This window comes from Pseudomonas sp. FEN (genome assembly GCF_904067045.1).
In the GTDB taxonomy this organism is placed as follows: Bacteria; Pseudomonadota; Gammaproteobacteria; order Pseudomonadales; family Pseudomonadaceae; genus Aquipseudomonas.
This window is the reverse complement of the sequence record NZ_CAJFDC010000012.1, coordinates 47,346-66,807: the sequence shown is the minus strand read 5'-3', so window position 1 is coordinate 66,807 and position 19,462 is coordinate 47,346. Positions and strand designations below refer to the sequence as shown.

Genomic DNA, 19,462 nt, shown 5'->3' with positions numbered 1-19,462 from the left:
ACCCCGCGGTGTTTGGGCTAGCATCGCGAGCAATCGAGTGTCGACCGGCTGCTCCTACAGGGGGCTGATGTTGTCAGCCGCCCATCATTTCCTTGACCATGCGCTCCTGATCGATCAACTCCTTCTGGCGCGCATCGATGCGCGCGGCCAGTTGGAAGTTCGGCGCGCGCCGCTTGGCGAAGTCCAACTGCTGGATCGCCTGCTTGAAGTCGCCCACCAGCGCAAAGTATTCGGCCCGTGCCTGGTGCAGGCCGATGATATTGCCGGACTGGCCGCGGGTTTCGGCGAGTTGATACCAGACGTCCGGGTCATCCGGGCGAATCTTCAATAAGGCATCCAGAGCCTTTTCCGCCTCGGCGGGGCGATTCTGCTTGATCAGCAGGTCGATACGTTCCTGCTTGAGCGGGTAGCTGGCGGGATATTGCTGCAGCATCCGGTCGACCCGTTGCAGGGCTTCGGGAAAGCGGCTGGCCGCTGTGTCCAGATCGATCTGCGCCAGGTTGTAGGTGATGTCATTGGGTGACTTGTCCAGCAGCGGCTTGAGGGTCTCGCGCGCCTCGTTCAACTGCGCGGCCTTGACCTGGGCGATGGCCAGGCCATAGCGGGCCACCTCGGACTTGGGGTTCTCGTCCAGTTGCGCGCGAAAGCGCTTGGCCGCCAGGCCCGGGGAGTCTTCATAGGACAGCAGCACGCGGGCGCGGATCAACTGATAACGCAGGCTGTCCTCGATGCCGCCAGGCTTGGACTGCTCGGCGCGGTTGCGGGTGTCGGCGATCCGCGACTCGGTGACCGGGTGGGTCAGCAGGAATTCCGGCGGTTTGGCGTCGAAGCGGTAGATACGCATCAGGCGCTCGAACATGGTTGGCATCGACCGCGGGTCGTAACCGGCCTTTTCCAGATTGAGGATGCCGATACGGTCGGCTTCCTGTTCGTTCTGGCGCGAGAACCGCTGTTTCTCCTGGAAGGCCGCGGCCTGGGTGCCGGCGATGGTGGCGATGCCGGCGTCACCGCCGCCCGCCGCCGCGATCACGATCCCGGTCAGCAGCGCCGCCATCATCGGCAGTTGCATGCGTTGCTGGGCTTCCACGCCACGGGCGAAGTGGCGTTGCGACAAGTGCGCCAGTTCGTGGGCCAGTACCGCGGCGTATTCGCCCTCGGTCTGGGCGTTGAGGAACAGCCCGCCGTTGATCCCGACGATCCCGCCTGGCGCGGCAAAGGCGTTGAGCTGATTGCTGTCGATCAGGATGAACACCAGGCGCCGGTCCTGCACCTGGCTGCTTTCGGCCAGCTTGTAGACGGTGGTTTCGACGTAATCCTTGAGCTGCGGGTCATTGAGTTGCTTGACCTGGCTGCGTAACAGGCTCAGCCAGGCACGGCCCAGTTGGAACTCCTGTTGCGGGGAGACAATGGCGGAACTGGCGTCGCCGAGTGACGGCAGGTCGTCGGCGAAGCCCGGGGAGGCGAGCAGGCAAGCGAGCGTCAACAAGGTGGGGCGCAGAAAAGTCATGCACAAGGCTCTAGTCGGCAAAGCCCATACTGTAGCCGGACACTGGGCTGGCGACCAGAGCCGCTTCCACTTGAGGTATTCTAGGTGTCTCGAATCGACCATCCGGCGCCGCGCCAGGAGTGAAGCAATGACCGAAGTTGTAGAGCACGACGCCGAGCTGGACGCCAGTGGCCTGAACTGCCCGCTGCCGTTGCTCAAGGCCAAGCTGGAGCTCAATCGCCTGGCCAGCGGCGCGGTGCTCAAGGTGATTGCCACCGATGCCGGATCGCAGCGCGACTTTCGCACTTTCGCCAGGCTCGCCGGACACGCCCTGATTCATGAAGAGGAAGTGTCCGGCGTTTATCGTTACTGGTTGCGCAAGGCCTGACGCATGGCCTCGGTTCAGGCCTGGTGCAGCGCCTGGGCCGCCGCCAGCACGGCATCCACGTGGCCGGGTACCTTCACGCCGCGCCATTCCTGGCGCAGAACGCCCTGGGCATCGATCAGGAAGGTGCTGCGGTCAACGCCCAGGTATTCCTTGCCGTAGAGCTTCTTCAACTTGATCACGTCGAACAGTTGACAGACGGCTTCGTCCTTGTCGCTGATCAGCTCGAACGGAAACGCCTGCTTGCCCTTGAAGTTCTCATGGGCCTTCAGGCTGTCGCGGGACACGCCGAAGACTTCGGTATTGGCGGCCTGGAAGGCGCTGTACTGGTCACGAAAGCCCTGGCCTTCGGTGGTGCAACCCGGGGTGCTGTCCTTGGGGTAGAAGTAGATCACTACCTGCTTGCCCTTGAGGCCCGCGAGGCTGATGGTCTGCCCGCTGGTGGCCGGAGCCTGGAAATCGGCGACGGGCTGATCGATGACGACGGCCATGGAGGCTTCCTTACATTGGGTTTTGTGGGCGCCACGGTTCGATCAGGGCGTCGAGGTTCATCGCGTCGGCGAAGTCCAGGAACTGATCGCGCAACCAACTGATCTGCACGCCGGCGGGCAGGGTCACGGTAAAGGTGGCGTTGAGCATGGTGCCGCCGGTCTGGGGAGCCAGATACGTGTCGCAGGTCAGGTTTTCCAGCTCGACGTTATGGTCGATGAAGAACTGGCACAGCTCGTTGATGATGTCCGAGCGGTAGGCCGAGCTGACATAGGCGACGTAAGGCAGTGCCTGGGGACGGTTCTCCAGGGCGCCGCTGCGCACCACGCTGACGATGAAGGCATGCTTCTTCGCCAGGTTCGGCAGGCCGGCTTCAAGGCGCGCCAGGGCATCCCAGCTGCCGGAAATCTGCAGGACCAGCGCGCTGTACTCGCCATGGCGGGTCAGGCGCGAGGTCACGACGGCGCAGCGGTTTTCATGGCTGGCGCGGCACAGGACGTTGGTCAGCTCCATGGGGTTGGCGCCGAGGGCACTGATGACAAGGAATTGTTCGCGGACTGTGGGGGTGGACATGCAGCATTCCTAAAGCGATGAGCGGTCGGTACCTTGGGTCGGTCACGGGCTGGGTTCGGGTATCCGGATGCGGATGGCGAAGCCTGGAATCGAACGCTGGCGCCGGTTGCCGTCTCGCGGGGGACGGGCGGCGGCCAGGCCGGAGCGGGCTTCGGGCAGCAAAAATGGAGGCTGGAACCCGGCACATGAGGGACTCGGCACCGATCAAAGTCTGAAGGGTAGCGAAAACCTGCGCTCAGGGGAATGCTCATAGACAGTACTTCGCTTGTACAAGCCTGATGGCGCCAGTACCATTACCGCTCTCTTTTTCCGGCAGGAGCGGTTGCATGATTGCGGGCAGTATGGTGGCACTGGTCACTCCCATGGATGCACAAGGTCGTCTTGACTGGGACAGCCTGAGCAAACTGGTGGACTTCCACCTGCAAAACGGCACCAACGCCATTGTCGCGGTCGGCACCACGGGTGAGTCGGCCACTCTCGATGTGAACGAGCATATCGAAGTGATTCGTCGCGTGGTCGCCCAGGTTGCAGGGCGTATCCCGGTAATTGCCGGTACGGGCGCCAATTCGACGCGTGAGGCGATCGAGCTGACCACCAATGCGAAAACCGCCGGCGCCGACGCGTGCCTGCTGGTGACTCCTTATTACAACAAGCCGACCCAGGAAGGCCTGTACCAGCATTTCCGTACTATCGCCGAAGCGGTCGACATCCCGCAGATCCTCTACAACGTTCCGGGTCGCACCGCGTGCGACATGCTGACCGAGACCGTGATTCGCCTGTCGAGCGTGCCGAACATCATCGGCATCAAGGAAGCCACCGGCGACCTGGAGCGGGCCAAGGCGATCCTGGCCGGTGTCGGCAGCGATTTCCTGGTGTATTCCGGCGATGACGCCACCGCGGTCGAGCTGATGCTGCTCGGCGGCAAGGGCAATATCTCGGTGACCGCCAACGTCGCGCCACGTGAAATGAGCGACCTGTGTGCCGCCGCCATGGCCGGCAAGGCCGACGAGGCCCGGGCAATTCACGAAAAACTGATGCCGCTGAACAAGACCCTGTTCATCGAATCCAACCCTATCCCCGTGAAATGGGCACTGCATGAGATGGGCTTGATGCCGGACGGTATCCGTCTGCCGCTCACCTGGCTCAGTGCCGCCTGTCACGAACCGCTGCGGCAGGCCATGCGCCAGTCCGGCGTCCTGGTTTAATTGAGGAAATACCCCGCATGAAGCGATTGGCCGGACTTTCTGCACTTGCCTTGATTATCTCCAGCACCAGTGGCTGCGCCTGGCTGTGGGGCCCGGAGGGTTATTTCCGCGACCGTGGCAGCGATTACCTGGATTCGAAACAGACCCCGGCGATGCAATTGCCGCCGGATGTCGCCACCAGCAAGCGTCTTGACCCGCTGCTGCCGATCCCGCGCAACGTCGCTGACGACACCGCCAAGGGCCCGTACGAAGTGCCGCGTCCGCTGCCTTTGCAGGCCTCGGCCAGCGCCAGCGACTACAGCCTGCAGAAAACCGGCGACTCGCGCTGGGTGGTGGCCCAGCATGCCCCGGCCGAAGTCTGGCCAGTAGCCTTGCAGTTCTTCCAGGACAACGGTTTCCGGATCGACGCGCAACGTCCACAGACCGGTGAGTTCACCACGGCCTGGCAGCGTTCCGACGAACTGTCGGCGGTCATGGGCAAGCGCCTGGCGACCGGTGACAACGAAACCCGCGTGCGGGTTCGTATCGAGCCAGGCGTGCAGCGCAATACCAGTGAAGTCTACGTGGTCAGCGCCCAGCGCCCGGCTGGCAGCACGGCCAACGTTGATTTCACCGCACATTCGGTCAATACCGGCCTGGATGCGGCCCTGGTCGACGAAATGCTCTCGAGCATGAGCCGCAGTGCCGAGAAGGGTGGTTCGGTGTCGTTGCTGGCCGCGCGTGATTTCGATACCCCGAGCCGTGTCAGCCTCAGTCAGGACGGCAGCGGCAACCCGGTGCTCAACGTTGGCGAAGACCTCGACCGTGCCTGGTCGAGTGTCGGTCGTGCGCTGGAGCAGGGCGACTGGCGCGTCGAAGACATCAACCGCAGCCTGGGCCTGTACTACATCAACCTGGCGGAAAAAGCCGAGAAGAAGAACGACGAGCCTGGCTTCTTCGGTAGTCTGTTCGGCAGCAAGCCGAGCAAGGAAGAGATCGAGACCCGCGCCGTGCGTTATCAGGTTCGCCTGAGCAAGGTCGGCGACAACGTTCAGGTTACCGTCGAGAAGGACATCAACACCGTGGCGCCGGCCGACGTGGCCCGTCGGGTGTTGGGCGTGATTCAAGACAACCTGGGCTGATCCGGTGCGGTTTGCCGTTCTCGGCAGTGGTAGCCAAGGGAACGGCACGCTGATCGCCAGTGACGACACGTTGATCCTGGTCGATTGTGGTTTCTCGCTGCGGGAAACCGAGCGACGTCTGGCGCGCTTTGGGGTGAGTCCGACGCAATTGAGCGCGATTCTGCTCACCCACGAACATGCCGACCACGTGCATGGCGTGGGTTTGCTGTCGCGGCGCTACAATCTACCGGTGTATCTGAGCCGCGGCACCTTGCGCGGCTTGCGCAAGCCGATCGAGCCCGCGGGGTTCGTGGCGGATGGCGAGACCTTGCGGATCGGCGCCTTGAGTATCGAAGTGGTGGCGGTGGCCCACGATGCCCTTGAGCCGACGCAGTACGTGTTCAGCGACGGGCGGCGGCGTTTCGGCCTGCTGACCGACCTGGGTTCCTATTGTGGCCGGGTCATGGACAGCTACAGCGGTCTCGACGCCTTGATGATCGAGGCCAATCATTGCCGCGACCTGCTTGCCCGTGGCCATTACCCGGCCTTTCTCAAGCAGCGGGTTGGTGGTGAACTGGGACATTTGAACAACCACCAGGCGGCGAGCCTGGTGGCCGAGTTGGGCTGGCAAGACCTGCAACACCTGGTATTGGCCCACCTCAGTAGCAAGAACAACCTGCCGCGGCTGGCCCGGCAATGTTTTGTCGATACCCTCGGGTGCGACCCGGAATGGCTGCAACTGGCCGATCAGGATTCAGGGCTCGACTGGCGACATATCGCCTGGCCCAACAACTTAACAAGCGGAGCCCATCATGGAAAAACGTGAAGAACTCTACCGCGGCAAAGCCAAGTCGGTGTACAAGACCGACGACGCCGACCGCTTGATCCTGCTGTTTCGCAACGACACCTCGGCGTTCGACGGCAAGCGCATCGAACAGCTGGACCGCAAGGGCATGGTGAATAACAAGTTCAATGCCTTCATCATGCAGAAGCTCGAAGCGGCCGGTATTCCGACCCAGTTCGACAAACTGCTGGGCGACAACGAATGCCTGGTGAAAAAGCTCGACATGATCCCGGTGGAATGCGTGGTGCGTAACTACGCGGCCGGCAGCCTGGTCAAGCGCCTGGGCGTGGAAGAGGGCCTGAAGCTCAATCCCTACACCTTCGAACTGTTCCTCAAGGACGACGCCAAGGGTGACCCGTTCATCAACGAATCCCACGTCGTGGCGTTCGGTTGGGGCACTGCCGAGCAGTTGGCGCGGATGAAAGAGCTGTCGCTCAAGGTCAATGAAGTGCTGAGCAAGCTGTTCGACGACGCTGGCCTGCTGCTGGTGGACTTCAAGCTGGAGTTCGGTGTATTCCACGGCCAGATCGTGCTGGGCGACGAGTTCAGCCCGGACGGTTGCCGCCTGTGGGACAAGGAAACCCGCAAGAAGATGGACAAGGACCGCTTCCGCCAGGGCCTCGGTGATGTCATCGAAGCCTACGAAGAAGTCGCCAACCGTCTGGGTGTACCGCTGTAATCGACGCAAGCATCTGATAGCACGGAAATTTTTTTGCTTGGGGGGTTCGCTTCCGGCAAAGGTGCTGTTATGATGCGCGCCGTTGGAGAGATGCCAGAGTGGCCGAATGGGACGGATTCGAAATCCGTTGTACCTTCACCGGTACCTAGGGTTCGAATCCCTATCTCTCCGCCATACATAGAAAAGCCCCTGAAATCGTGAGATTTCAGGGGCTTTTTCGTTATGGGAGAACTCTGTGCATAACGTATGCAGCTTCGGCTCGGGGGAAATCATCCCACTGCTTTCATTGGCCTGATCAAGCTCTCAGCTGGAATCCCAAACATCTCATGCAGTTTCCAGATCATTGGCAGGGTAAGTGCCCGCTTGCCATTCAGCACCTCATAAACCCGATTCTGCTGGCCAATGGCTGGCACCAGGTCGGCTGCTGACAACCCCGATTGCTCCATCCTGAACCGTATGGCATCCACCGGGTTGGGCAGGTCGACCGGAAAGTGCTTGGCTTCGTAGACTTCGATCAGAGTGATCATCACCTCAAGGTAGTCGCCTTCTGGATAACCAGGTTCCGGTTCGTTGTCGAACAACGGGGAAACAGACCTCAGTGCCTCCTGATAGTCCTGCTCGGTGTGGATTGGGCGAATGTTCATGGGTTACTCCATTTCAACGGTATCGGCATCAATGGCGTCGTGCCGTTTATGCGTGCCGACGAACTATAAAAATGCGGCTGGGGTTGCGTCAAAGAACCATTGATTCGATATTTGTCCGCGCAACCCGTCCCTTCGTCGTCTGGACACGTTCCTCTCTGCCTTCCTACACTGAGGCGGAATCGAGGAGTTGGAACCACAGATGAACCGCAACGAACTGCGCAAAGCCGATATCAACCTGATGGTGGTGTTCGAAGCACTGATGCTCGAACGCAATGTGACGCGGGTGGCGGAGAAATTGTTTCTCGGCCAGCCGACCATCAGTTCGGCGCTCAATCGCCTGCGGGCGATGTTCAATGATCCGCTGTTCATCCGCGTCGGACACCGCATGGAGCCCACCGCCCGGGCCGAGGAGATAATCCAGCACCTGTCACCGGCACTGGACTCGCTGTCCAATGCCTTGAGCCTGACCCATGCATTCGACCCGACCAGCAGTACCATGACCTTTCGCATCGGCCTGTCGGACGATGTCGAGTTCGGTTTGTTGCCCACGTTGCTGCGGGCACTGCGCCAGGAAGCGCCGAATGTGGTGATCGTGGTCCAGCATGTCGACTACTGGCGTATTCCCGATCTGCTGGCTTCCGGTGACATTACCGTGGGCATCAGCCAGACCCGGGGTTTGCCGGCCAATGCCAAGCGCAAGCTGTTACGCCATATCCAGCCGCGGATTCTGCGGGCCGACGCCTCGACGACGCCCTTGACCCTCGATGAATATTGCGCACGGCCGCACGTCCTGGTGTCCCACACCGCCAACATCAGCAGCCTGGCCGACGAGTGGCTGGCGGAAATCGGTCGCAAGCGCCATGTGGTGCTCTCCGTGCCGCAATACAGTGCCTTGCCGGCCTTGCTGGCGGGCACCGACCTGGTTGCCAGTCTGCCGGATTACACGGCCAAGGCCATGGCGGCTTCGGGATTGCTGTTTGACGAGGCGCTACCGTTCAAGGTGCCGAACCTGGACCTGTCGATGGTCTGGCTCGGTATTGTCGATACCGATCCTGCCGAGCGTTGGCTGCGCTCGCGGCTTGAGCACTTCATGAGTGATCGGCAGCCCCTGGTCTCTTGAGGGCGGCTGTGCCGGGCGGGTTTGCTCAGGTGGGTTGCACCACCAGTTTCACACCCAAGGCGTCAACCAGCTTCAGCAGGGTGTCGTAGCGGGGTTTGGCTCCGGGAGCCAGGGCCTTGTAGAGACTCTCGCGGCCCAAACCGGAGTCGCGGGCAACCCGGGTCATGCCGCGGGCCTTGGCGACGGCGGCCAGTGCCGCGAGAAATACGTCGGGATTCTGGTCTTTCAGGGCGACGTTGAGCAGTTCGGCAATAGTCGCCTCGTCGCTCAGGTAGTCGCTGGCTTCAAAGGGCTTCAGCGGGGTCATGTTCGATCACCTCGTTCGATCTCGCTCAGGATCAGCCTGGCGTGTTTGATGTCACGTTTTTGCGCTGACTTGTCGCCAGCGCACAGCAGCAAAATCAGAATCTCACCCCGGCGAGCGAAATAGACGCGATAACCGGGGCCTGTATGAATACGCATCTCACTCACCCCATCGGTGACCATCCTCGTATCGCCCAGCGCGCCAAATTGTGCCGAGATCAGGCGGGAGAGGATGCGTGCCTTGGCGATCGGATCCTTCAGTCGCCGCAGCCAATTGTCGAATGCTTCGGTGGTGACCAGGGTGTGTGTTGGTTTTGAGTGTAGTAGTTCGGATACGATTTTCAAAGTGTCTACGCCGTTTTTTTTACCTTGACCCTTTTGTATTTGGTCCAGGAGCGGCCGGCGCGCCAATGCGCTATCGTTGCACGATCTTTCCCGAAGGCCGCGTGTTATACCCGTGCGCCTTCCTATCTCGCTGTTTCGGAGCCTGCCAATGCCTCATGTTTTCCTGGAATACACCCCCAACCTGACTGAATTCGACGCCGACAAGGCGTTGCTGCGGATCAATCATGCGTTGGTGGCATCGGGTCAGTTCGGAGCCGAGTTCGACATCAAGAGCCGGGCCACGCAACTGGGGGCATTTCGCGTGGGGACCGGGTTGGGTGAGCGTGGTTTCGTGCATGTGAAGTTGGCGCTGTTGAGCGGGCGTTCGGCACAAATCAAGAAACAACTTTCCGAGAGCCTGCTGGCGGCCTTGAAGGATCTCGGCGACTGGCCGGAAGGTGTCGAAGTGCAACTATCGGTGGAAGTGGTGGATCTGGATCGCGAGTCCTACGCCAAGGTCGTGCTCTGATCGGGCGATAGAATCCATCCCGGAAAAACCCGCGAAACCTGTGGGCAGCCGGCTTGCCGGCGATGAGGTCCTTGAGCTTGGCGCTGTTCTTGCGGACGCCATCGCCAGCAATCGAGCGTCGACCGGCTGCCCCTACAGGTCGGCATTCCAGCGCCGGATAGCCGGTACGGTGCTTCACCGGGAAATACCGGCAAGCTCAGCGCTCGATCAGAACGGTTTGGTCGGCAGGTACTTGCCATCCAGGGTAATGACCGCCCGCGAGCCGCCTTCCGGGTCTTCGACTTTCTTGATATCCAGCTTGAAGTTGATCGCACTGATGATGCCGTCGCCGAACTGTTCGTGGACCAGGGCTTTCAAGGTAGTGCCGTAGACCTGGAGCATTTCGTAGAAACGATAGATCGTCGGGTCGCTCGGGATACCGCCTGGAATGCTGCCGCGCAACGGCACGCTTTGCAGCAGGCGACTGGCGTCCTGGTCCAGGCCAAGCTTTTCACACACGACATTGGCGGCACTGGCCGGCAACGGGTGTTGGCCGAGCAGGGCGGCGGTGACGAAGGCCAGGCTCAAGCCGGTGCCGTCGGTCAGGTCCTGCCAGGACAGGTTCAGGCGCTGCTTGGCGTCGATGATGGTGTCGGCCAGGGCCAGGCGTGGAGCTTGTGCGAATTGGGACTGCAACATGGTGATTTCCTCGTTTTCGTGTGTAGGACTCAGGTCAGGCGACCTGTGGCGATTGTGTCGACAACGCGCAGTTCCGCGGCTGTTCGGCGAGTGAGACAAAGCGACCGGTGCTGCCGTCAAGGGCGGCGATGGAGCCGCTCTCGATGTCGTACACCCAGCCATGCAGGTTCAACCGGCGTTGTTCCAGCGCCAGGGCGACCGCCGGGTGTGTCTTGAGGTTAGCCAACTGGGCGATCACGTTTTCCCGGACCAGGGCGTCCAGCCGGGCCTCGGCCGAGGCATGGCCGCGGGCGGCGTTGATGACCTTGGCCGACTCGGCATGGCGCAGCCAGTTGGCCACCGCGGGCAGGTGGTCGAGGCACTTGCAGGTGGAAATGGCGGTCATTGCGCCGCAGTCGGAATGACCGCAGATCACGATATCGCGCACCCCCAGCACCGCCACCGCATACTCCACCGTGGCTGAGACGCCGCCCGGCTCCGGGCCATAGGAGGGCACGATGTTGCCGGCATTGCGAATCACGAACAGATCGCCAGGCTCCTGCTGGGTCAGCAGTTCCGGTACCACCCGGCTGTCCGAGCAGGTGACGAACAGGACGGCGGGGTTCTGCGTGGTCGCCAGGTGCTTGAACAGGGCGCTGCGGGTCGGGAAGGCTTCGCGCTGGAACTTCAGGAATCCGTCGATGATGGCTTGCATGGGGCTTCTCCTTGCGAGTGGCTGATGGGGCAAGGATCGGAGTTTTCAGGCATAGCGTCCAAGATCGGCTTATTATGAAAGCTATAAGTCCTGCCTATAGTTGAGCGCCCGATGCTGCTGCGTCATATCCGTTATCTGCTGGCCGTCGCCGAACATCGCAATTTCACCCGGGCCGCCGAGGCCTTGCATGTCTCCCAGCCGACGCTGTCCCAGCAGATCCGGCAGTTGGAGGACAACCTGGGGGCGGCGCTGTTCGACCGCTCGGGGCGCGGTATCCGCCTGACCGATGCCGGCGAGGCCTATGTGCGTTTTGCCCGCCTGGCCCTGCAGGACCTGGAAGCGGGAAAGCGGGCGATGCACGATGTACGGGATCTGAGTCGTGGCAGCCTGCGTCTGGCCATGACACCGACCTTCACCGCCTACCTCATCGCACCGTTGTTGCATCGTTTCAACAGCCTCTACCCGGGCCTCACCCTGAGTGTCCAGGAAATGCCCCAGGATCGCCTTGAGGCCGCGCTGGCCGAGGATCTGCTGGATATCGGCATTGCCTTTAGCGGAATGCACCTGGCGGATATCCAAAGTGAGGCCCTGTTCACCGAAACCTTGAGTCTGATGGTCGGCGTGACCCATCCGCGAGCCGCTGGAAAGGCCCTCGATGCCGGCGATCTGGAACAGCAAGCGCTGGTCCTGCTCAGCCAGGATTTCGCCACGCGCCAACACATCGACCTCTATTGCCGCCAGCAGGGCATCGCACCGCGCATCGCCATCGAGGCCAATTCCATCAGTGCGATTGTTGAACTGGTACGGCGCGGTCATTTGGCGACAATCCTGCCCACGGCCATTGCCCTTGAGCAGCCGGGACTGCTGGCATTGGAGCTGACGCCGGGGTTGCCCCGGCGCACAGTGGCCCTGCTCAGTCGCAAGGGGGCCTGGCGCAGTGCCGCCTGCCGGGCGTTCGCGACGTTGGCGGGGCAGTGGCGGGAGAGTTCAGTCCCGTCCGCCGGGCAGTCGGATCGGTAACGTGTTGAACAATTAGGGCGGGAATTTTTCACGAAATATTGATGCGCGCCTGACTAAGGTTCGAAACGTTGTCGAGTGGCTGCTTGCGGCTTGCGACAGCCCTTCAAGCCGATCCGTGTGTTCGATCAGCCCGGTACAGGTTCAGCCCTGAGAGTTCGTCAGTCATGCCCGCGCAACCGCCTTCAACCGTTGAGCTAGAACTTGCCCGCCAGCAGGCGCGCGAGCAGGCCCGGGCCGGCCAGCAGAAGCGCCCCGGCAGCCTGCTCCGGCGTCTCGGGCTGGCGCGTGAAAAACAGTGGGTGCGCCAGTCATTGAAGTTGGCCGGCGAGCCTGGCCTGGTTCTGGACCTGCCCTGCGGTGCCGGGCGTTTCTGGTCGGTGTTGGCCGAGCGGGCCAACCGGGTGATCCTGGCGGCCGACCCCTCGCAGGACATTCTGGACCAGTGTGCGGTGCATCATTCCCCCGATGTGCTCAAGCGGGTCAGGACGTTTCACAGTTCAGTGTTCGCCATCGGCTTGCCGGAGAATGCGGTGGACTGCATTTTCTGTCTGCGCTTGTTCCAGCATGTCAGCGACACTCAACAGCGAATGGCGATGCTGCGCGAATTCCACCGGGTCAGCCGTGACACCGTGATTCTCTCGTTGTGGATCGACGGCAAGGTCATGGCCTGGCGTCAGCGCCGCCTGGCCCAGGAGACGCAGCGCATCCTGCTCAACAAGGCGCGGGTCGAAGAAGAATTTCGCCAGGCCGGTTTCGAGATCGTCGGTCATCGGGATTTCTTTCCTGGCTATGCCCAGCGTCGGCTCTATGTCTTGCGCAAGAACAACTGACCCTGGCATGCACACTTCAATTCGCTGGGTAAGGCTATTCTTGTTGCTCAGTAGGTTCTTTCGTCTATGCGCTTGCAGAGTGAATGCTCGCAAACCCCGGTGGCGAGATATACTGCGTGCCATTCTTCAAGGGAGAGCCGTGTGGCCATCGATATTCACTGGATTCGCGACAACGATAGCCTCGGTCGGCATTGCGCCCAATGGCAACAGTTAGCCTTTGTTGCCCTCGACACCGAATTCATGCGGGTCGACACCTTTTATCCGATTGCCGGACTGATCCAGATCGGTGACGGTGAGCGCGCCTATCTGATCGACCCGCTGAGCATCGACCGCTGGCAGCCCCTGGCCGCCTTGCTGGAAGACCCGGCGGTGGTCAAGGTCGTGCACGCCTGCAGTGAAGACCTCGAAGTGCTGTTGCGCCTGACCGGCAGCTTGCCAGTGCCGTTGTTCGACACCCAGCTCGCGGCCGCGTACCTGAACCTCGGATTCTCCATGGGCTATTCGCGCCTGGTACAGGAAGTCCTTGGCATCGAGTTGCCCAAGGGCGAAACCCGTTCGGACTGGTTGCAGCGGCCCCTGTCCGAGACACAGGTCAGCTACGCCGCCGAGGATGCCGTGCATCTGGCCGAGGTCTACACGCGCCTACACCCGAAGCTGTCGGCCGACAAGTACGCCTGGGTCCTGGAAGATGGTGCGGAGCTGGTGGCCAATCTGCGTCGCGAGGTCGATCCTTACGAGGTCTATCGCGAGGCGAAGCTGGCCTGGAAACTGTCCCGGGCCCAATTGGTCGTGCTGCGCGAGTTGTGCGCCTGGCGCGAACGTGAAGCCCGCGCCCGCGATCTGCCGCGTAACCGGATCGTGCGTGAACACTCCTTGTGGCCGTTGGCCAAGAGCCAGCCGGACAACCTGGTGGCACTGGCCCGCATCGAGGACATGCACCCGCGTACCGTGCGCCAGGACGGCGAGTTCCTGCTGGAACTGATCAAGCGGGCCGCTAGCGCGCCGATGGACCAATGGCCGCCAGAGGTGCCCGAGCCGTTGCCGATCGAGGCTTCGGCGTTGATCAAGCGCCTGCGTGCCCTCGGCCAGGCCGAAGCCGAGCGCCTGGGCATCGCGCCGGAGTTGATGCTGCGCAAGAAAACCCTGGAAGCGCTGATCAAGAGCGGCTTCCCCGATGGACCTTACCAATTGCCCGATTCGCTGCGTGGCTGGCGCCGCGAGTTGATGGGCCAGGCGCTGCTCGACAGCCTGGCCGCCGCCGGAGAACAGCCTTGAAACGTATCTGCTCGATCTATCGAAGCCCGCGCAAGAACGAGATGTACCTCTATGTGCTCAAAAGCGATGCCCTGGAACGCGTTCCGGAGAATCTGCTGCTGGCTTTCGGTAAACCGCACCACGCCTTCGACCTGGTCCTGACGCCCGAGCGCAAGTTGTCGCGCGAAGATATCCACCAGGTGCTGGAGAATCTCGAAAAGCAGGGGTATCACTTGCAGATGCCGCCGGCCGAAGACGAATACATCGAACATTTGCCCGAAGAGCTGTTGCGGCGCAATGATCCGATCTGATGGCTATCCCTGAGTGCTCTGTCCGGAGTGCTCGATTCAAATGGACTGTATTTTCTGGCAGTGGCCGATGACGATGGAGCGAACTCCGTCGGCGGCTGCCTGCACCGCTTTTGAAAGGTTTGAACCATGCGCGTTCTGATTGCCGAACACGACCACGCCCTCTATGCCCGCCTGCTGCGCGAGGGGGTTCCTGAACTTGAAGTCATGACCAGCGGCGATTTGGCCACGCTTTCGGGGATGGCGGCCGACTGTCCGGTCTGGCTGGGTCAGCCGGATCTGCTGGCAACCCTGCTGCGCCAGGGGCACAAGCCCCAGTGGCTGCAATCGACCTGGGCGGGTGTCACACCGCTGCTGAGCGAGGGCCTGCCACGCGATTACCGCCTGACCCGGGCGGTGGGGATTTTTGGCCAGGTGATGGCCGAGTATGTGCTGACCTACATGCTGGGGCATGAGCGCGAGGTCCTGGCCCGCCTGGTCAGTCAGGTCGAGCGCAAGTGGGACAACCGCGCGGGCCAGAGCCTGGCCGGCCGCAAGGTATTGATTGTCGGTGCCGGGGATATCGGCCAGAGCGTTGCGCAGTTCCTGCAACCCTTCGGCGTCGAGTTGTATGGCATTGCCAGTACCGCGCGGGAGCAGGCGCCGTTCATCCAGGTGACGGCGCTCGATACCCTGGGCGAGTGGGTTGGCCAGGTGGACTACGTGATCAACCTGTTGCCCAACACACCCAATACCCATGACCTGTTCGATGCGGCGCTGTTCAAGCGCTTCAAGCCCAGCGGGTTGTTCATCAATGTCGGGCGTGGCGTGGCGGTGGTCGATGCTGACCTGGTGGAGGCCTTGAAGGAAGGGCATCTGGCGGGGGCGGTGATCGACGTTTGCCGGCAAGAGCCGTTGCCGCAGCGGCATCCGTTCTGGACGGCCTGGGGGTTGCTGTTGACGGGGCACAGTTCGGCGCCGACTTCGCCGACGATGATGGCGCAGTTGTTTATCGAGAACCTGCGGGCCTACCAGGCCGGGGAAACACTGCGCGGGGAAGTGGATTTCGAGCGCGGCTACTGAGTCTGGCGAGGTTTTTGTGGGAGCGGGCAAGCTCCGCTCCCACGGCTGGTGCTGCTCATTCTCGTTGTGACAGTGAACAGCCTCTGGGCTACAGGCTGAAATCACCTTCGGCTACCAGCGCGCTCAACGGCAGGCGTGGACTTGGCACCTCACGGGCCTGCAGGTAATCGGGCAGGCTGGCCTTGTCGCCGAGCTTGCCGATGGCCACTGCCGCGTGCAGCGCATAACCTTCTGGAACCTTCAGTTCCTTGCGGGTCAGCTCCTGGTCGAAGCCGGCCATGCCATGGCTATGCCAGCCGCTGTTGCTGGCTTGCAGCGCCAGATGGCCCCAGGCCGAGCCGGTGTCGAAGGTGTGCCACAAGGCTGGGGTTTCCTCGCTGGCGCCGGGGGCGGTGAAGGTGGTTTTCGAAATCACGATCACCAGGGCCGAGGCGTGCTGCGCCCAACCACGGTTGAATTCGTTCAGCAGGCCGAGGAAGCGTTCCCAGTTCGGCGTGTCACGTCGCGCATAGAGAAAGCGCCAAGGTTGCGAGTTATAGGCCGAAGGTGCCCAGCGGGCCGCTTCGAAGAAGCTCAGCAGGGTTTCTTCCGGGATGCTTTCGCCGGTAAAGGCGCGCGGCGACCAGCGCTGGATGAACTGGGAGTCGATCGGATAATCGGCGACGCGTGGGTTGGCGCTCATGGGGGAAGTCCTGACGGGGGAAAATAGAGGAGAAAGCTACTGTGCCGCGAGCGGGCTGACAAGTCTTGTTCAACCGACAGTCGCCGGCGCTTGGCCGCGACGGCGCGGCGCACTAGACTGGCGGCCTTTTCACTCCCCGATGCAGATGTCTGAACCATGGCCGCGAAAGTCGAACCCTTCTGGATACGCAAGACCCTTGAGCAACTCGATCAGGAGGAGTGGGAATCGCTGTGCGACGGTTGTGGCCTGTGCTGCCTGCAAAAGCTCGAGGACGAAGAGGACAACAGCGTGTATTACACACGCATTGCCTGCAAGCTCCTGGACCTGAAAACCTGCCAGTGCAGCGACTACGCCAAGCGTCGCGACTCGGTGCCGGATTGCATCCAGCTCACGCCGGGCCAGGCCGACCAGTTCAAGTGGCTGCCGCCGACCTGTGGCTATCGCCTGGTCAGCGAAGGCAAGGACCTGCCACTTTGGCACCATCTGGTCTGTGGTGATCGCGATGCGGTACATCACGAGCGGATTTCCCAGTCCGGGCGCATGCTGGCCGAAGGCAGCGTGCCCGAGGATGATTGGGAAGATCACCTGATTTTCCGCGCCGGCTGATTCGCGCATTTCCCAAGGAGTTCCATGTCGTTACATTGCCGATCACCCCTGTTCCTGCTGCTGATGGTGTTCAGCGGCATGGGCTGGGCCGGGAAGAAGGTCGACCTGGATTATCATGTCCGCCTGTTACCCCAGAGCGACCAGGCCGAAGTGCGGCTGACCCTGACCCAGGGGGCGGCGGTGCGCAGCCTGGATTTCGATCTCGGCACCCAAGGTTACTACCGCGACTTCAAGGCCGATGGGCAGTGGCAACTGATTCCCGGCCTGACGACCGACAGCCGTCGCGGTGTCTGGCGTCCGGCGCCGGGCAAGGCCAGCCTGAGTTATCGGGTCAGCATCAGCCATCCACGCGGCAATGGCACTTTTGCCAGCCGCATGACGCCGACCTGGGCGCTGTTGCGTGGGGAAGACCTGGTGCCGCCGGCCCATCTGGATCAGCAGGACGGTAGTGAACTGGTTTCACGTCTGGAGTTCGAGTTGCCCGACGGTTGGAAAAGCGTCGAAACCGCCTGGCCACGCATCGGCAAGAACCGTTTTCGGATCGACAATGTCTCGCGCTTGTTTGATCGGCCTGTCGGCTGGATGCTGGCCGGTGACCTGGGCAGCCGGCGGACCCGGTTGGGGGAGACCGATGTCACGGTCACGGCGCCTCGTGGCGAGCACATGCGACGCATGGATGTGCTGACGCTGCTGACCTTCGTCTGGCCCAAAATGCAGGAAGTGTTTCCGCGCAACCCCGGCAAATTGCTGGTGGTGGGGGCTGGTGGGCCGATGATGCACGGTAGCCTGGCGGCCCGTGATTCGATCTACCTGCACAGCACCGGCCCGCTGATCAGCGAGTCCGGGGAAAGTGCCTTGGTGCGCGAGCTGGTTCACGTGTTCGGGCGGATCAACGACAACCATCGCAGTGACTGGATCGGCGAAGGGCTGGCGCAGTATTACGCGATCGAGCTGGTGCGCCGTGCCGGCGGGATGAGCCAGGAGCGTTATCAGGCGTTGCAGGAGCGCTTGGCCCGGGTCAGTCGCAAGGTCACCACGTTGCGGGGCGAGCAGGTGAGTGGGGCGACGGTTTCGCGGGCGGTGTTGCTGTTGCAGGAACTGGACCGCGAGATTCGCCAGCAGACCGATGGCAAGCACTCCCTGGACGATGTCAGCCGTGCTGCGATGCGCCTGGATACCGTCAATACCCAGGAGTTCATCCAGTTGTGCGAGAACGTGATGGGCGAGCCGTCGAAGGTGCTGGCCAGCAGCCTGCTGAAGTAATGCTGGTCTTTCGGAGCAGCATCGCCAGCAAGCTGGCCGACGCTGAAAGACTAGAACTTGGGGCCGGAACGAGTGTTGTTGCCCTTGGCCAGACGGTCATAGAGCACCACGTTGACCGTCGCCGCCAGGTTCATGCAACCGGTGGTCGGGATATACACCACGTCCTCGCACCAGTCGCGGATGTCCTTGTCCAGCGAACCGTCTTCCGGGCCGAAGATATACAGGGCCCGATCCGGATGGGTGTATTCCGGCAGCGAGCGCGCACCCTCCACCAGTTCGACGGCCACCGGCACGCAGCCCAGCGGCAGGATTTTCTTCAGGTCGTCGATGCCGATCAGCGGAATGTCCTGGTGGACTTTCTTGGTATCGGTAACGAAGTCCCTGGCCCGCTCATAGCGCTTGCCGGTGTAAAACACCGAGGCCACGCCGTAGCAGCCAGCCGCACGCATCACCGAGCCGACGTTCTCCGGTGACTTGGGGTTATACAAACCAATGCAGCTGTACCTTTTGTTTGCCACGAGCCGGGTGCCTTCCAGAAAAAAGACACGATTATACCGGCATCTCCGTCAGCTCGTGGTGTCGGGATAGTTCGAGGGGAACAGCGCGCGGCGGGTTTGCTCGTCGTTGACCTGCTTGAAAGCATGGCTCTTGCCGACCTGGCGGGCACGAGCCACGGCCGGACGAACGTCGATGCGTTGGAACCAGGCCGACAGGTGGGGGTAGGCCGCCAATGGCGACGCTTCGCCTTTGAGCACGCGCGCAGCCCGGTCGATCCAGCCCCAGGCCGAGATATCGGCGATCGAATAGTTGTCCCCGACGATATAGTCGCGCCCGGCCAGATGCCGGTCCAGTACCCGGTAGTGCCGCTCGGCTTCACGACGATAACGATTGATGGCATAGGGAATGCTTTCCGGGGCCGAGTACTGGAAGTGCACCGCCTGGCCGGAGAAGGGGCCCAGACCGGTGCCGATAAACATCATCCAGGACAACAGTTCGCCCCGATTACCGGGCTCGCCGCCGAACAGCCCGGTCTTCTCACTCAGGTACAGCAGGATCGCATTCGAGTCGAAGACTCGGACTTCGCGACCGTCCGGACCCTCGCTGTCGAGGATCGCCGGAACCTTGCCGTTGGGATTGATCGCGAGGAACTCCGGGCTGTGCTGTTCGCCCTTGCTGGTATCGACCGGCACACATTCGTAGGGCAGCGCTGCTTCTTCAAGAAACAGGGCGACTTTGGCCGGATTGGGCGTCGGGTGGAAAAAGAAACGGATCATGTCGAAAGGTCCTGGCTGATATTTTGGATCGATTGATATAAAATAGGCCAAGCCCAGGTGCATGGCAATCGTCGTGTGTTTCAACGAATATCTGCGCCACTTCAATTTGA

The 19,462-nt window shown here is 61.8% G+C and carries 25 protein-coding genes and 1 tRNA gene; 15 read left to right on the top strand and 11 right to left on the bottom strand.

Annotated elements, in window-relative coordinates; all coding sequences use genetic code 11:
• Positions 1-73: 73 nt before the first annotated feature.
• Positions 74-1,507, bottom strand: a complete 1,434-nt coding sequence (locus tag PFEN_RS12465; RefSeq protein WP_191487135.1) for a M48 family metalloprotease — start codon at positions 1,505-1,507, stop codon at positions 74-76.
• Positions 1,508-1,634: 127 nt separating this feature from the next.
• Here PFEN_RS12465 and PFEN_RS12460 point away from each other — a divergent pair, with 127 nt between their 5' ends.
• A complete protein-coding gene (locus tag PFEN_RS12460; RefSeq protein ID WP_191487134.1) occupies positions 1,635-1,874 on the top strand; it encodes a sulfurtransferase TusA family protein in 240 nt (79 codons plus the stop codon).
• A gap of 14 nt (positions 1,875-1,888) precedes the next feature.
• On the opposite strand, the gene PFEN_RS12455 is transcribed toward PFEN_RS12460, so the two are convergent.
• Both PFEN_RS12455 and PFEN_RS12450 read right to left on the bottom strand, forming a co-directional pair.
• Positions 1,889-2,362, bottom strand: coding sequence for a peroxiredoxin (locus PFEN_RS12455; RefSeq protein WP_191487133.1), 474 nt, complete (start codon positions 2,360-2,362; stop codon positions 1,889-1,891).
• 10 nt (positions 2,363-2,372) lie between these two features.
• On the bottom strand, positions 2,373-2,933 hold the full coding sequence (locus tag PFEN_RS12450; RefSeq protein WP_191487132.1) for a glycine cleavage system protein R: 561 nt from the start codon (positions 2,931-2,933) through the stop codon (positions 2,373-2,375).
• Positions 2,934-3,259: 326 nt separating this feature from the next.
• Here PFEN_RS12450 and dapA point away from each other — a divergent pair, with 326 nt between their 5' ends.
• From dapA to PFEN_RS12425, 5 genes are all read left to right on the top strand, one after another.
• Positions 3,260-4,138 (top strand): 4-hydroxy-tetrahydrodipicolinate synthase, encoded by an 879-nt coding sequence (gene dapA, locus PFEN_RS12445; protein WP_191487131.1) that lies wholly within the window; start codon positions 3,260-3,262, stop codon positions 4,136-4,138.
• Between the two features lie 17 nt (positions 4,139-4,155).
• Positions 4,156-5,259: an outer membrane protein assembly factor BamC gene (gene bamC, locus PFEN_RS12440; RefSeq protein WP_191487130.1), complete on the top strand. Its 1,104-nt coding sequence runs from the start codon at positions 4,156-4,158 to the stop codon at positions 5,257-5,259.
• A gap of 4 nt (positions 5,260-5,263) precedes the next feature.
• Entirely contained in the window at positions 5,264-6,064 is an 801-nt protein-coding gene (locus PFEN_RS12435) for an MBL fold metallo-hydrolase (protein WP_191487129.1), read from the top strand.
• Positions 6,051-6,761, top strand: coding sequence for a phosphoribosylaminoimidazolesuccinocarboxamide synthase (purC, locus tag PFEN_RS12430; RefSeq protein WP_191487128.1), 711 nt, complete (start codon positions 6,051-6,053; stop codon positions 6,759-6,761). The genes PFEN_RS12435 and purC overlap by 14 nt, the downstream gene beginning before the upstream one ends.
• A gap of 84 nt (positions 6,762-6,845) precedes the next feature.
• Positions 6,846-6,935: transfer RNA gene (locus PFEN_RS12425), tRNA-Ser, on the top strand.
• Positions 6,936-7,030: 95 nt separating this feature from the next.
• Here PFEN_RS12425 and PFEN_RS12420 read toward each other — a convergent pair.
• On the bottom strand, positions 7,031-7,405 hold the full coding sequence (locus tag PFEN_RS12420) for a helix-turn-helix domain-containing protein (RefSeq protein WP_191487127.1): 375 nt from the start codon (positions 7,403-7,405) through the stop codon (positions 7,031-7,033).
• A 199-nt stretch (positions 7,406-7,604) separates the two neighbouring features.
• Between PFEN_RS12420 and PFEN_RS12415 the strand changes: the two genes are divergently transcribed.
• The gene (locus PFEN_RS12415; RefSeq protein ID WP_191487126.1) at positions 7,605-8,525 is read left to right on the top strand and encodes a LysR family transcriptional regulator; all 921 of its coding nucleotides are present in this window, start codon (positions 7,605-7,607) and stop codon (positions 8,523-8,525) included.
• Positions 8,526-8,550: 25 nt separating this feature from the next.
• On the opposite strand, the gene PFEN_RS12410 is transcribed toward PFEN_RS12415, so the two are convergent.
• Complete coding sequence (locus tag PFEN_RS12410; protein WP_191487125.1) at positions 8,551-8,832, bottom strand: addiction module antidote protein; 282 nt, start codon at positions 8,830-8,832, stop codon at positions 8,551-8,553.
• Complete coding sequence (locus tag PFEN_RS12405) at positions 8,829-9,167, bottom strand: type II toxin-antitoxin system RelE/ParE family toxin (RefSeq protein ID WP_412071436.1); 339 nt, start codon at positions 9,165-9,167, stop codon at positions 8,829-8,831. Before PFEN_RS12405 ends, PFEN_RS12410 begins: the two co-directional genes overlap by 4 nt.
• Before the next feature lie 154 nt (positions 9,168-9,321).
• Between PFEN_RS12405 and PFEN_RS12400 the strand changes: the two genes are divergently transcribed.
• On the top strand, positions 9,322-9,681 hold the full coding sequence (locus PFEN_RS12400) for a 5-carboxymethyl-2-hydroxymuconate Delta-isomerase (RefSeq protein ID WP_191487124.1): 360 nt from the start codon (positions 9,322-9,324) through the stop codon (positions 9,679-9,681).
• A gap of 207 nt (positions 9,682-9,888) precedes the next feature.
• Here the strand turns inward: PFEN_RS12400 and cynS are convergent, their stop codons facing one another.
• Positions 9,889-10,359 (bottom strand): cyanase, encoded by a 471-nt coding sequence (gene cynS / locus PFEN_RS12395; RefSeq protein WP_191487123.1) that lies wholly within the window; start codon positions 10,357-10,359, stop codon positions 9,889-9,891.
• A gap of 34 nt (positions 10,360-10,393) precedes the next feature.
• The gene (locus PFEN_RS12390) at positions 10,394-11,053 is read right to left on the bottom strand and encodes a carbonic anhydrase (RefSeq protein ID WP_191487122.1); all 660 of its coding nucleotides are present in this window, start codon (positions 11,051-11,053) and stop codon (positions 10,394-10,396) included.
• A 111-nt stretch (positions 11,054-11,164) separates the two neighbouring features.
• Between PFEN_RS12390 and cynR the strand changes: the two genes are divergently transcribed.
• The 5 genes from cynR (at position 11,165) to PFEN_RS12365 (ending at position 15,527) form a co-directional block, all read left to right on the top strand.
• A complete protein-coding gene (cynR, locus tag PFEN_RS12385; protein WP_191487121.1) occupies positions 11,165-12,073 on the top strand; it encodes a transcriptional regulator CynR in 909 nt (302 codons plus the stop codon).
• 164 nt (positions 12,074-12,237) lie between these two features.
• Positions 12,238-12,903: a class I SAM-dependent methyltransferase gene (locus tag PFEN_RS12380; protein ID WP_191487120.1), complete on the top strand. Its 666-nt coding sequence runs from the start codon at positions 12,238-12,240 to the stop codon at positions 12,901-12,903.
• 141 nt (positions 12,904-13,044) lie between these two features.
• Positions 13,045-14,178: a ribonuclease D gene (gene rnd / locus PFEN_RS12375; RefSeq protein ID WP_191487119.1), complete on the top strand. Its 1,134-nt coding sequence runs from the start codon at positions 13,045-13,047 to the stop codon at positions 14,176-14,178.
• Complete coding sequence (locus PFEN_RS12370; protein WP_191487118.1) at positions 14,175-14,468, top strand: YcgL domain-containing protein; 294 nt, start codon at positions 14,175-14,177, stop codon at positions 14,466-14,468. The genes rnd and PFEN_RS12370 overlap by 4 nt, the downstream gene beginning before the upstream one ends.
• A 126-nt stretch (positions 14,469-14,594) precedes the next feature.
• A complete protein-coding gene (locus tag PFEN_RS12365) occupies positions 14,595-15,527 on the top strand; it encodes a D-2-hydroxyacid dehydrogenase (protein WP_191487117.1) in 933 nt (310 codons plus the stop codon).
• An 88-nt stretch (positions 15,528-15,615) separates the two neighbouring features.
• Here the strand turns inward: PFEN_RS12365 and PFEN_RS12360 are convergent, their stop codons facing one another.
• The gene (locus PFEN_RS12360) at positions 15,616-16,209 is read right to left on the bottom strand and encodes a nitroreductase family protein (RefSeq protein ID WP_191487116.1); all 594 of its coding nucleotides are present in this window, start codon (positions 16,207-16,209) and stop codon (positions 15,616-15,618) included.
• Positions 16,210-16,365: 156 nt separating this feature from the next.
• Between PFEN_RS12360 and PFEN_RS12355 the strand changes: the two genes are divergently transcribed.
• Positions 16,366-16,815, top strand: a complete 450-nt coding sequence (locus tag PFEN_RS12355) for a YcgN family cysteine cluster protein (protein ID WP_191487115.1) — start codon at positions 16,366-16,368, stop codon at positions 16,813-16,815.
• 24 nt (positions 16,816-16,839) lie between these two features.
• Positions 16,840-18,078, top strand: coding sequence for a hypothetical protein (locus tag PFEN_RS12350; RefSeq protein WP_191487114.1), 1,239 nt, complete (start codon positions 16,840-16,842; stop codon positions 18,076-18,078).
• A 50-nt stretch (positions 18,079-18,128) separates the two neighbouring features.
• On the opposite strand, the gene PFEN_RS12345 is transcribed toward PFEN_RS12350, so the two are convergent.
• Both PFEN_RS12345 and PFEN_RS12340 read right to left on the bottom strand, forming a co-directional pair.
• Entirely contained in the window at positions 18,129-18,596 is a 468-nt protein-coding gene (locus PFEN_RS12345) for an RNA methyltransferase (protein WP_007926908.1), read from the bottom strand.
• A gap of 48 nt (positions 18,597-18,644) precedes the next feature.
• Positions 18,645-19,352 (bottom strand): glutathione S-transferase family protein, encoded by a 708-nt coding sequence (locus tag PFEN_RS12340; protein ID WP_191487113.1) that lies wholly within the window; start codon positions 19,350-19,352, stop codon positions 18,645-18,647.
• Between the last annotated feature and the right edge of the window lie 110 nt (positions 19,353-19,462).